Source organism: Micromonospora sp. M51 (genome assembly GCF_018070305.1).
GTDB classification, from domain to species: domain Bacteria; phylum Actinomycetota; class Actinomycetes; order Mycobacteriales; family Micromonosporaceae; genus Micromonospora; species Micromonospora parva.
This window is the reverse complement of sequence record NZ_JAGPXZ010000095.1, coordinates 1-12525: the sequence shown is the minus strand read 5'-3', so window position 1 is coordinate 12525 and position 12525 is coordinate 1. Positions and strand designations below refer to the sequence as shown.

At 70.6% G+C, this 12525-nt stretch carries 10 protein-coding genes; 4 read left to right on the top strand and 6 right to left on the bottom strand.

Going from position 1 to position 12525, the window contains the following annotated elements; translation table 11 throughout:
- The 4 genes from ilvC to KBX53_RS07985 all read right to left on the bottom strand — a co-directional run.
- Positions 1–992: ketol-acid reductoisomerase (gene ilvC, locus KBX53_RS08000; RefSeq protein ID WP_210858360.1), on the bottom strand; the 992-nt coding region annotated here is incomplete at its 3' end.
- A gap of 94 nt (positions 993–1086) precedes the next feature.
- Entirely contained in the window at positions 1087–1602 is a 516-nt protein-coding gene (gene ilvN / locus KBX53_RS07995) for an acetolactate synthase small subunit (protein ID WP_030337232.1), read from the bottom strand.
- Between the two features lie 2 nt (positions 1603–1604).
- Positions 1605–3485, bottom strand: a complete 1881-nt coding sequence (locus KBX53_RS07990; protein WP_210858358.1) for an acetolactate synthase large subunit — start codon at positions 3483–3485, stop codon at positions 1605–1607.
- 188 nt (positions 3486–3673) lie between these two features.
- Entirely contained in the window at positions 3674–6025 is a 2352-nt protein-coding gene (locus KBX53_RS07985) for a bifunctional diguanylate cyclase/phosphodiesterase (protein ID WP_210858362.1), read from the bottom strand.
- A gap of 129 nt (positions 6026–6154) precedes the next feature.
- Here KBX53_RS07985 and ilvD point away from each other — a divergent pair, with 129 nt between their 5' ends.
- Positions 6155–8002 carry a dihydroxy-acid dehydratase gene (gene ilvD / locus KBX53_RS07980; RefSeq protein ID WP_030337227.1) on the top strand — a complete coding sequence of 616 codons (1848 nt, stop codon included), beginning with the start codon at positions 6155–6157 and terminating at the stop codon, positions 8000–8002.
- Between the two features lie 289 nt (positions 8003–8291).
- Positions 8292–9125 carry a hypothetical protein gene (locus tag KBX53_RS07975; protein WP_030337225.1) on the top strand — a complete coding sequence of 278 codons (834 nt, stop codon included), beginning with the start codon at positions 8292–8294 and terminating at the stop codon, positions 9123–9125.
- 134 nt (positions 9126–9259) lie between these two features.
- On the opposite strand, the gene KBX53_RS07970 is transcribed toward KBX53_RS07975, so the two are convergent.
- On the bottom strand, positions 9260–10075 hold the full coding sequence (locus KBX53_RS07970) for a DUF3152 domain-containing protein (RefSeq protein ID WP_156057945.1): 816 nt from the start codon (positions 10073–10075) through the stop codon (positions 9260–9262).
- Positions 10076–10200: 125 nt separating this feature from the next.
- Entirely contained in the window at positions 10201–11406 is a 1206-nt protein-coding gene (locus tag KBX53_RS07965; RefSeq protein ID WP_210858355.1) for an ROK family transcriptional regulator, read from the bottom strand.
- Between the two features lie 163 nt (positions 11407–11569).
- On the opposite strand from KBX53_RS07965, the gene KBX53_RS07960 reads away from it, so the two are divergent.
- Both KBX53_RS07960 and KBX53_RS07955 read left to right on the top strand, forming a co-directional pair.
- On the top strand, positions 11570–12298 hold the full coding sequence (locus KBX53_RS07960; RefSeq protein ID WP_030337219.1) for an amino acid ABC transporter ATP-binding protein: 729 nt from the start codon (positions 11570–11572) through the stop codon (positions 12296–12298).
- Positions 12299–12317: 19 nt separating this feature from the next.
- Positions 12318–12525, top strand: a 208-nt coding sequence (locus KBX53_RS07955; protein WP_210858353.1) for a hypothetical protein, incomplete at its 3' end; no start/stop codon positions are given.

Genomic DNA, 12525 nt, shown 5'->3' with positions numbered 1-12525 from the left:
CGGTCAACCCAGCTCATCATGCCGCGCAGCTTCTTGCCGGTCTCCTCGATCGGGTGCGCCGCACCCTCGGCCTGCCACTTGGTGAAGTTGGGCCGGCCGGCCTCGTCCTCGGCGACCCACTCGCGGGCGAACTCGCCGGACTGGATCTCACCCAGGATCTTGCGCATCTCGTCCTTGACCCGGGAGTCGATGATGCGCGAGCCACGCGACAGGTCGCCGTACTCGGCGGTGTCGGAGATGCTGTAGCGCATCTTCGCGATGCCGCCCTCGTACATGAGGTCGACGATCAGCTTCAGCTCGTGCAGGCACTCGAAGTAGGCGACCTCCGGGGCGTAGCCGGCCTCGGTGAGCACCTCGAAGCCGGTCTGCACCAGCGCCGAGGCACCGCCGCAGAGCACCGCCTGCTCGCCGAAGAGGTCGGTCTCGGTCTCCTCGGTGAAGGTGGTCTTGATCGCGCCGGCCCGGGTGCCGCCGATCCCCTTGGCGTAGGCGAGCGCGAGCGCGAGCGCGTTGCCGCTGGCGTCCTGCTCGACGGCGACGAGACAGGGCACGCCCTTGCCGTCGCTGTACTGGCGGCGGACCAGGTGGCCGGGGCCCTTGGGCGCGACCATCGCCACGTCCACCTCGGCCGGCGGCTTGATCAGGCCGTACCGGATGTTGAAGCCGTGGCCGAAGAAGATCGCCTTGCCGGGGGTGAGGTGCGGGGCGATCGACTCCGCGTAGATCCCGCGCTGGGCGGTGTCCGGTGCGAGCACCATGATCACGTCGGCCTCGGCGGCGGCCTGCGCCGGCGTGACGACCCGCAGGCCCTGCTCCTCAGCCTTGGGACGGCTCTTCGAGCCCTCCGGCAGACCGATCACCACGTCGACGCCGGAGTCACGCAGCGAGAGCGCGTGGGCGTGGCCCTGGCTGCCGTAACCGATGACCGCGACCTTCTTGGCCTGGATCAGGCCGAGGTCGGCATCGTCGTCGTAGTACACCTCAACGCTCATGAGAACTTCCCTTTCGTACGACGGCCGGTGCGGCCCGTCGTGGTCTGTGCGGAGGAATTTCCGGGGCGGCCCGCCGGGGCCGACCGGCGGCCGGTCAGGCGGCCCGCAGCGCGGGACCGGCGGTGATCGAACGCGAGCCGCGTCCGATGGCCACCAGCCCGGACTGGACCATTTCCTTGATGCCGAAGGACTCGAGGTCGCGCAGGAGCGCGTCGAGCTTGTCCGGGGTGCCGGTGGCCTCGATGGTCAGCGTGTCCGGTGCGACGTCGACCACCCGGGCCCGGAACAGGTTGACGGTCTCCAGCACCTGCGAGCGCGCGGCCCGGTCGGCGCGAACCTTTACCAGCAGCAACTCCCGGGCAACCGAGACCTGCGGATCCAGCTCAACGATCTTGAGCACGTTGACCAGCTTGTTCAGCTGCTTGGTGACCTGCTCCAGCGGGGACGACTCCGCGTTGACCACGATGGTGATCCGGGAGACGTCCGGGTTCTCGGTCTCGCCGACGGCGAGACTGTCGATGTTGAACCCACGCCGGGAGAACAGGCCGGAGACCCGGGCGAGCACGCCGGGCTTGTTCTCCACCAGCACCGAAAGCGTATGCATAGTCATGATCAGATGTCATCCTCGTCGAAGACCGGGCGGACGCCACGGGCGAACATGATCTCGTCATTGCTGGTGCCGGCGGCGACCATCGGCCAGACCATCGCGTCCTTGCCGACCACAAAGTCGATCACCACGGGCGCGTCGTTGATCTCCATGGCGGCGGCGATGGTCTTGTCCACGTCAGCGGCGTTCTCGCAGCGCAGCCCGACGCAGCCCAGCGCCTCGGCGAGCTTGACGAAGTCGGGGATGCGGTGCTTGTGGGTGCCGAGCTCGGTGTTGGAGTAACGCTCGTTGTAGAAGAGCGTCTGCCACTGCCGGACCATCCCCAGATTGCCGTTGTTGATCACGGCGATCTTGACCGGGATGCCCTCCAGCGCGCAGGTGGCCAACTCCTGGTTGGTCATCTGGAAGCAGCCGTCACCGTCCACCGCCCAGACCACCGTGTCCGGCTTGCCGACCTTGGCGCCCATCGCCGCCGGCACCGCATAACCCATCGTGCCGAGACCGCCGGAGTTCAACCAGGTGTGCGGCTTCTCGTACGAGATGAACTGCGACGCCCACATCTGGTGCTGACCCACCCCGGCCACGAAGATCGCGTCCGGGCCGACGATCTCGCCCAGTCGCTTGATCACGTACTGCGGGGACAGCGTGCCGTCGGACGGCTCGTCGTAGCCCAGCGGGTAACGGTCGCGCAGGTCGTTCAGCTGCGTCCACCAGTCACCGAGGTCGGCGGTACGCCCCGCCGACCGCTCGGCGCTGACCGCGACGATCAACTCGTCGATGACGTGCTTGGCGTCGCCGACGATCGGCACGTCCACGTGCCGGTTCTTGCCGATCTCCGCCGGGTCGATGTCCGCGTGGACCACAGCCGCGTCCGGGGCGAACGAGTCCAGCTTGCCGGTGACGCGATCGTCGAAACGCGCGCCCAGCGCGACGATCAGATCCGCCTTCTGCAGGCCGTAGACCGCGGCGACGGTGCCGTGCATGCCGGGCATCCCCAGGTGCTGCTGATGCGAGTCGGGGAACGCCCCGAGCGCCATCAACGTGGTGACGACCGGGATGCCGGTCAGCTCGGCCAGCCGATGCAGCCCGTCGGTGGCACCGGCCTTGAGCACGCCGCCGCCGACATAGAGCACCGGCCGTCGGGCGCCAGCCATCAGCCGCGCCGCCTCCCGGATCTGCTTGCCGTGCGGGTGCAGGGTCGGCCGGTAGCCGGGCAGGTCCAGCGTGGGCGGCCAGGAGAAGGTGGTCGGCGCCTGGAGCACGTCCTTGGGGATGTCGACCAGGACCGGGCCGGGTCGCCCGCTGCTGGCCAGGTGGAACGCCTCGGCCAGCACCCGGGGGATCTCCTCGGCGTTCTGCACGAGGAAGTTGTGCTTGGTGATCGGCAGGGTGATGCCCTGGATGTCCGCCTCCTGGAAGGCGTCGGTGCCGATCGACGGGCGGGCCACCTGACCGGTGATCGCGACCATCGCCACCGAGTCCATGTACGCGTCGGCGATCGGGGTGACCAGGTTCGTCGCACCCGGGCCGGAGGTGGCGATGCAGACGCCGACCTTGCCGGTGGCCTGCGCGTAACCGGTCGCCGCGTGCCCCGCGCCCTGCTCGTGCCGCACCAGGATGTGCCGGACCGTCGAGTCGTAGAGCGGGTCGTACGCCGGCAGGATCGCGCCGCCCGGAATGCCGAAGACGACGTCGACGTCGAGCGCCTCAAGGGACCGCACGAGCGAGCCGGCCCCGGAAACCTGGGTCGCGGCGGCGGGCCGTACCGCCGGGGTGGCCGGGGTGGCCGTGCGCGTGCCGGCCTGGTCGACGTCGAGGGTCGGGTCGGCGGCCGCGCGGGCCCGGCGGGCGGTGTGGGCGAGGGTCTCGGGCGTGGGTCTCGTCATGGCGGTTCTGGCCTTCGGCTGGAGTGGCTGGTGGCTAGTCAAGCGATGCGACGCGGGCGCGGCCCGCTTCGCCAGGTTCCGATGGCAATAAAAACGGCCCTCGTGCAGATGCACGGGGCCAGCGCACTCTCGGTGAGGGAGAGTGCGCTCAGGTAAGTACTCGCAGCGACCGGTACGACGACATGCGGCTAAGCCTGACGCATCTCACGCGATGAGTCAACTGATCCCACATGTTGGTTAACGGAGGTCGGCGCGTCGGCCGGCGACGCGCCATCGGCAGACGGGTTGAGCTGCCCGGACCCGCCCGGAGCGGGACGTGGCGCCGGCACCGCGGTGGGACGCGCACCCGGGGACGTGGCCGCCTCCAGCATCGCCTCCAGGTGCTCGGCCGGCACCCCCCAGCCGAAGAGCGCGCCCTGGCCGAACCGGCAGCCGGCGGCCACCACGGCGGCCAGCTCGGTCGGGGTGGTCACCCCCTCGGCGATCACCTCCAGCCCCAGCTGATGGCCCAGTCGCATGACGATGTCGACCATCGGGGCGAAGGCCGGGCCGTCCTGGTCGACCGGGCGGACCGGTTCGTGCTCGGCGACCAGACTGTGGTCGATCTTGAGGATGTCGATCGGCAGCCGCCGCAGCTGCCCCAGCGACGAGTAACCGGCCCCGAAGTCGTCCAGCGCGATCCGGACACCGGTCAACCGCAGCGCGGTCAGCCGCCGGATCAGCTCGTCCAGGTCGGTGGCGACCGCGTGCTCGGTGACCTCCAGCACCAGCCGCTGCGGCGGCACGTGGTGGGCGCGCAACGCCTCGGCGACCTGGACCACGTACTCCGGGGCGTGCAGCTCGCGGGGAGAGACGTTGACCGACACCCAGACGTCGTGCCCGTCCGCCAGCCACCGGGAGAGCTGGTAGCAGGCCTGGTGCAGCACCCAGGCGCCGAGCGGAGCGATCATGCCGCACTCCTCGGCGAGCGGGATGAACTCGTCCGGACGGACGTTGCCCAGCTCACTGTGGTGCCAGCGGAGCAACGCCTCGGCGCCGACCGGCCGCACCGACGGCAGCGACGCCACCGGCTGGAAGGCCAACCGCAGCTCGTCGCGCTCGATGGCCCCGCGCAGCTCGTGCTCCACCGTCGTCCGCCGGCGCAGCAGCTTGTCGTACGCGGCGTCGTACCGCTCGATCCGGTTCTTGCCCCGCTGCTTGGCGTAGCGCAACGCCAGGTCGGCGTGCCGCAGCAGCAACTCCACGTCCGGCTCGTCGGCCCAGTCGGCCACCCCGATGCTCACCGACAGGAAGACCGGCCCCTCCGGCTGGTCGTACGGCCGGTTGAGCACCCCGAGGAGCCGCTCGGCGACCCGGTCCGCCTCGACCGACCGGCCCTGCATGAGCACGGCGAACTCGTCGCCACCCAGCCGGGCGGCCACGTCACCGGGACGCAGGTTGCCGCGCAGCCGCCGGCCCACCTCGGCCAGCACGGCGTCGCCCACGTCGTGGCCCCGCATGTCGTTGACGTTCTTGAAGCCGTCCAGGTCGAGGCCGAGCAGCACGCACGGGTTGCGGTCCGCGGCGTTGTGGTGCAGCGCCCGCAGCAGCCCGCGCCGGTTGGCCAACGACGTCAGCGGATCGGTGTGCGCCAACTCCCGGAAGTGCGCCTCCCGCTCGGCCAGGCGGCCCGCGTACCCCCGGACGTCGCGAAGGGTGAGGTACTGCCGCGCCACCAGGGCGAAACCCTCGACGCTGCCGGCCACGATGCCGGCCGCGGTGAACCGGCCGTCCTGGGCGAGGTGGTACATCGCCGAGGCGGCCATCGCCAGCATCGGGGCGATGGCGTACTCGCCGTCGCGACCGACCAGGTCCAGGTCGACCTGCCCCGGCCGGTCCGCCCGGTACAGGGCGAGCGCGACGGTCAGCAGGCCGGCGGCGAGCAGCGACGCGCCGGTCAGCGCCATGGTCGGCCCGGCCTGGCAGAGCCCGGCGCTGAGCCCCAGCCCGCCGCAGCTCACCGCGGTGATGCCGGCGCACAGCGCGGCGAGCCGTCGCCGTGGGGCGGCGGCCCGGAAGACGACGATCACGGCGAGGCCGGCGCCGAGCGCCGCGCTCACCGTGGCCACCAGGATCGCCGGGCAGGCCATCGGGGTGGCGGCACCGAGCAACCGGGTGGGCTCGGAGAAGAGCACCCAACCGACGAACCACAGCGCCGCCGCAATGACCAACCCGTCCAGGGCGAGCCGGGCCGTTCCCGCCGCGGTGGCGGCCACCCCGGGCAGTCGGAGCAGACCGGCGGCGAAGGCCAGCCCGCTCACCGCCGTGCCGATCGCCACCAGCGTCGCCCAACCCGTGCGCTGCCCCTGCTCGTGGGCCCACTGGGCGGTCGCGCTGAGCGCGGCGACCACCCCGGCCAGGAGGCTGATCCGGGCACCCCCGGCGGCTGCCGCGAGCAGCACGTGCGCCGGTCGACGCGGCCCCGGCCGCCGCCGGACGACGGTCAGCAGCACGACGGCCACCGCGGCGACGAGCCCGCTGAGCGCCGCGACAGCGGCCATGCCCGGTGGAAAATGCACGCCTCCAAGAGTGCCGGATGGGCGCACGTCGTGGGGGGCTGAGTGTGCATCTGTTGGGACACGGCAGATACCCGGGTGGGGCCGCGCGCCGGCGGTGTCATGCTGGTATGCATGCCTGAGCTGCGGTCGAGGACTTCCACACACGGTCGGACGATGGCCGGCGCCCGGGCCCTCTGGCGGGCCACCGGGATGACCGACGACGATTTCGGCAAGCCGATCGTCGCCATCGCCAACAGTTTCACCCAGTTCGTGCCTGGTCACGTACACCTCAAGGACATGGGGGGCCTGGTCGCCGACGCGGTCGCCGAGGCCGGCGGGGTGGGCCGGGAGTTCAACACCATCGCTGTCGACGACGGCATCGCGATGGGCCACGGCGGCATGCTCTACTCGCTGCCCAGCCGCGAGCTGATCGCCGACGCGGTCGAGTACATGGTCAACGCGCACTGCGCGGACGCCCTGGTCTGCATCTCCAACTGCGACAAGATCACCCCCGGGATGCTGCTGGCCGCGTTGCGGCTCAACATCCCCACCGTCTTCGTCTCCGGCGGCCCGATGGAGGCCGGCAAGACGATGGCGATCGAGGGCGTCGTGCACAGCAAGATCGACCTGATCGACGCGATGATCGCCTCCTCGAACGAGGCGGTCACCGACGAGCAGCTCGGTGAGATCGAACGCTCCGCCTGCCCGACCTGCGGCTCCTGCTCCGGCATGTTCACCGCCAACTCGATGAACTGCCTCACCGAGGCGATCGGGCTCGCGCTGCCCGGCAACGGTTCGACGCTGGCCACCCACGCCGCCCGCCGGTCACTCTTCGTCGAGGCCGGCCGGACCGTCGTGGAGATCGCCAAGCGGTGGTACGACGGCGACGACGAGTCGGTGCTGCCGCGCACTGTCGCCTCCAAGGCCGCCTTCGAGAACGCGGTCGCCCTGGACGTGGCGATGGGCGGCTCCACCAACACGGTGCTGCACCTGCTCGCCGCCGCCCGCGAGGCGGAGCTGGACTTCGGCGTCGCCGACATCGACGCGATCTCCCGACGGGTGCCGTGCCTGGCCAAGGTCGCGCCCAACTCCCCGCAGTACCACATGGAGGACGTGCACCGGGCCGGTGGCATCCCGGCGATCCTCGGCGAACTCGACCGGGCCGGGCAGCTCAACCGGGACGTGCACGCTGTGCACTCCCCCTCGCTGGCGCAGTGGCTGACCGACTGGGACGTGCGCGGCGGCTCCCCCACCCCGACCGCTGTCGAGCTGTTCCACGCCGCCCCGGGCGGGGTGCGTACCGTCGAGCCGTTCTCCACCACCAACCGCTGGTCGTCGCTGGACACCGACGCGGCCGGCGGCTGCATCCGGGACCGCGAGCACGCGTACTCCGCCGACGGCGGGCTGGCGATCCTGCACGGCAACCTGGCGCCCGAGGGCAGCGTGGTGAAGACGGCCGGCGTGCCGGACGACTGCCTGACCTTCCGGGGCCCGGCGAAGGTCTACGAGTCGCAGGACGACGCGGTGACAGCGATCCTCGCCAAGCAGGTGGTCGCCGGGGACGTGGTGGTGATCCGGTACGAGGGGCCCAAGGGTGGCCCCGGCATGCAGGAGATGCTCTACCCCACCTCGTTCCTCAAGGGCCGCGGCCTGGGTCGCTCCTGCGCGCTGCTCACCGACGGCCGTTTCTCCGGTGGCACCTCCGGGCTCTCCATCGGGCACGTCTCCCCCGAGGCGGCCTCCGGCGGGATGATCGCCCTGGTCCGCGACGGCGACGAGATCGTCATCGACATCCCGAGCCGGTCGATCTCCCTCAACGTGCCGGAGGACGAGTTGGAGGCACGCCGGGTGGCCGAGGAGAAGCGCGACAGGCCGTACACCCCGACCGACCGGCAGCGCCCGGTGTCGGCGGCGCTGCGCGCGTACGCCTCGATGGCCACCTCGGCCAGCGACGGCGCCTACCGCCGCGTCCCGGAGTAACCGACCGCCAGCCCGACAACCCTCAGTCCATCGGGGCGTCGCGCGGGTCGGGACCATCGTCGAGGAGGCGTACGCCGTCGTCGTCGTGGCGGTGCACGCGTCGGTGCGGCCAACCGCCTCCGGCAGTCGCCACTGCCGGTCCAGCCACAGCGACGGCAGGTCGGCCTCGTCCACCACCGCGGCGACGGTGGTCGGTCGACAAAGGCGGTGCCTCGAATAGACGGGGTGGGCTAGCGTGTCGACGGTCTACTGGGGATCTCCCCAGATTCCTACGGGGGAAGGTCGGTACGTGTCAGTTTGGAAGAAGCCCACGCTGGTGGCGGTCTCGGCGCTCAGCGCGTTCGCGATCTCCGCCTGCGGCGTGACGTCCGGCGAGTCCGAGGCGCCGAAGCAGCCCACCGTCCTGCAACTGCTGGCCAGTGATCTCAAGGGATCCCTGCAGAAGGCCGTCGACACCACCAACAAGACCGACTCGGTGACCGTGACGATGACGGGCACGATGGGCGGCGAGAAGATCTCGATGCGGGGTGTCCTGGACCTGGGTGACCCGCTCAAGGCCGACATGACGATGACCGACGCGAAGGGAACCACGACCACCGTCCGGATGATCGGTGCCGTGGTCTTCACCGAGATTCCGGAGGAGGGCCGCGCGCGTACGGGTGGGAAGCGCTGGATGAAGATGGACCTGTCGGGTCTGGGCGAGCTGACGGGCACGGGCTTCACCAAGCAGTTCGAGAACGCCGACCCGGTCAAGCAGGTCAAGACGCTGCTCGCCATCGAGGGCACGACGGTCGTGGGGCAGGAGACGGTGAGCGGGGTGCCAACTGTGCACTACACCGTCACCACTCCGGTGGCGACCTACCTCGCCCAGATCGACGCCGCGCGTCGGGACGTCACCGAGCAGGCGCTGGCCGCGCAGGGCGTCAAGGAACTGAAGATCGACCTGTGGGTCGACGAGCAGTACCGGCCGCGCCGGGCCGGCCTGGCGATGGGCGCGATGGGCGACATGGTGATCGACTACACCGACTACGACAAGGCGGTGACCATCGAGTCGCCGCCGCCAGCGGAGACCGCCGACTTCGCCGAGATGCTCAAGGGTCTGCAGGACCTGACCACGACCTGATCGGATCTTGGAGCACTGCCTGACTGGCATGACCGACACGGGATCAGTGATATCGGGGTAACGCGTGGACGCGGATACCGCGTGTTCAAGGATCCCGTGTCGATCATGGCTGGGGTCAGTCAGGAATCACCAGGTCAGGACGGCGCCCACGGTCCGCTGACGAACCGGCCGTCGCCGACGAACGGACTGACGTTGGGCAGGCACCCGCCCAGGTCGATGGTCTGGGTCATCATGACCGGGCCCGGCTCGCCCAGAGCGCCGCACTTCATGTGGGCGAAGCCCAGGAAGTGGCCGAACTCGTGATTGATCACGCCCGCGTGGTACTCCTCGATGGTGACCGGGTACCCCGGCGAACCCTGGAGCCAGCGCCGCAGATTGATCATGATCGTCTTGCCGTACTTGCAGGAGTAGACCCCCTCGGTGTCGACGCCGCTGGCGCCGCAGAGTCGGTCCACCGTCCGGGGTGTCGCGAGCCGCACGTCGACGTCGGCCTTCGAGGTGCCGACCCGCTGGAAGGACCACGATGCCCGGCTCAGGTTCACGGCTTTGTTGGTGACCGGGTGCTGCGCCGAGGTGGCCCACCCGTTCGGTGCCGCCAACACCTGCTCGATGCTCTCGGCGAACCGGTCCGGTTTCCAGGCGGGGATGTCACCCCAGGCGATGCCCTTCTCCACCGAGACGCTGTAGCGCACCCGCTTCTTGCCGCTGCCGATCACGCGACCGGTGCCGGCGGCCCTGGTGAAGGTGCCGGCGGCTCTGGTGGGAATCTCCTCGTCGGTTGGGATCTCCGGGGTCGGGCTGGAGACGGGACTCTGCTCCGCGCTGCCGGCAGCCGGGCCGGAACGTGGGACTTCGGCCTGCCCGGAAGCCCGCGCCGACAGGCCACACGCGGCGGTCGCCAGCACCATCGCCAACGAGATCGGTACGAGCATCCGTCCGCTGATCCGCACGGTGAGAACCTCCAGAGTCGATCACGGTCAGGTGAGGAACGCTGGAAGGCTAGGTGACCAGGAGTAAGGAAAACGTCAGGACGATCGGCGTCGACAGCCCGCGGTGCGGTGGCGGACGAGCGAGGTCAGTTGGCCGCCACGACGTGGTCGATCACCAGGTGGGCGGCACCGGTGATGCCGACGTCCTGGCTGGTGGCGACCCGCTCGATGAGCAGGGTCTGGGTGGCCAACGGCAGGCACCGCTCGTAGAGGGTGGCTCGCATGCTGGCCAGCAGCGGTTCGCAGTCGGCGAGTCGGCCGCCGATGGCGACCACCTGCGGGTTGAAGAAGTTGACCACGACGGCCAGGATCTCGCCGATGGCCCGGCCGGCCTGCCGGGCGAGCGCTGTCGCGTGCCGGTCGCCGTCGTCGATCAGGCGGATCACACCGGTCAGGTCGGAGACCGTCACGCCCTGCTCGCGTAGCGCGGTGACCAGGGCCGCGCCGCTGGCCACGGCCTCCAGGCAACCGGCGTTGCCGCAGCTGCACAGCGGCGCGGGATCGGCCACCACCCGGCAGTGGCTGATGTCGCCGGCCGACCCCTGCGCGCCCCGGTGCAGCCGTCCACTGGAGATGACACCGGAGCCGATCCCGGTGCCGGCCTTGATGTAGACGGCATGGTCCAGTTCGGAGTGTGCGGTGCGGTGCGCGCCGAGCGCCATCAGATTGGCGTCGTTGTCCACGATGATCGGCACGTCGACCCGGCCGGCGCAGAACGCGGCGACGTCGAAGCCGTTCCAGCCGGGCATCCGGGACGGGCTGACGATCCGGCCGGTGGCGTGCTGCACCGGGCCGGGAATGCCGATGCCGAGACCTCGCAGCGCGCCCGGGTCGCCGTCCGCCGTCGAGGCTGACGACACGGGACCGGCGGACGTCGGGTCACCGGGCGTGGCGGCCAGCGCCGCGACCTCGGCCAGCAGCGAACCGAGCACCTGCTCCGGGCCCTCCTCGATGCGGACCGGCAGGGTGCGTGCCTGGACCACCCGCCCGGAGAGGTCCAGCGTGCCGACGCGCGCGTGGTGCGCGCCGAGGTCGATGGCGCCGACCACGGCGCCGCCGGTGGGCACGGCGAGCTGGCGCGGCCGGCGTCCGCCTCGGGACCGCCCGGCGCCGGTCTCCTCCAACAACCCCTGGTTGATCAATGCCTCGACCCGCTGGGAGACCGTCGACGGAGACAGCCCGGAGAGCCGGGACAGGTCGGCACGACTGACTGCCGCTCCGGTGGCCACCCAGCGCAGCAGCTCCCGAGGGCCGCCCCGGAGGGCTTCGCGTGGCGCGTCGTCAATCGTCACGTCAGGTTCTTAGCATCCACAGTTTGTTCAAGCAACTGGTTGACTTAGTTTCCTGGCTACCTTTAGATGGCGCTGTTGGTTCGATATGAAGCCGACTTGATTCGGTAGTCGAAGAAAGTGGGGCCGTCTGGTGGCACCGGGGACGACGGGTGCGGACCGACCGATGGTGTCGGTACGCGGCCTGCACAAGTGGTTCGGCCCGCTGCACGTGCTCAAGGACATCGACCTCACGGTGGCCGCCGGCGAGGTGGTCGTCGTGGTGGGGCCGTCCGGCTCCGGCAAGTCGACCCTGTGCCGCTGCCTCAACCGGCTGGAGACGGCCGGGCAGGGCAGCATCGAGATCGACGGTGAACCGCTGCCGGCCGAGGGTCGGGCGCTGGCCCGGTTGCGCGCCGACGTCGGCATGGTCTTCCAGTCCTTCAACCTCTTCGGGCACAAGACGGTGCTGGACAACGTCACCCTCGGCCCCACCCGGGTCCGCAGGATCGCCCGTCCCGAGGCGCGGCAGCAGGCCATGGCCCTGCTGGAACGCGTCGGGATCGCCGACAAGGCGAACCACCACCCGGCCCAACTCTCCGGTGGGCAGCAGCAGCGGGCCGCGATCGCCCGGGCGCTGGCCATGCAACCGAAGGTGCTGCTCTTCGACGAGCCGACCTCGGCCCTGGACCCGGAGATGGTCAACGAGGTGCTCGACGTGATGGTCTCCCTCGCCAAGGAGGGGATGACCATGATCGTGGTCACCCACGAGATGGGCTTCGCCCGTCGCGCCGCCGACCGGGTCGTCTTCATGGACGACGGCCGCATCGTCGAATCCGGCGCCCCCGACGAATTCTTCGCAGCTCCGCGCACCGAGCGGGCCCGCGACTTCCTTTCCAAGATCCTCCAGCACTAGCCCCCAACGGGAGGGTGTCATGTCAATCCTCAAGAAGAGCTTCACCCGGCGGCGCTCGCTCGCCCTCACCGCGACCGCCGTGGCGGTGGCCCTCGTCGCCACCGGCTGCGGCGGTGACGGCGACAGCAGCGCCCCGAAGCTGCCCGGCGACGCCGGCCTCGGTGGCGACGGCGTGGTCGCCCAGTCGGTGTACGACGCCGCCCCGGTCGCCAGCGACGCGGACATCC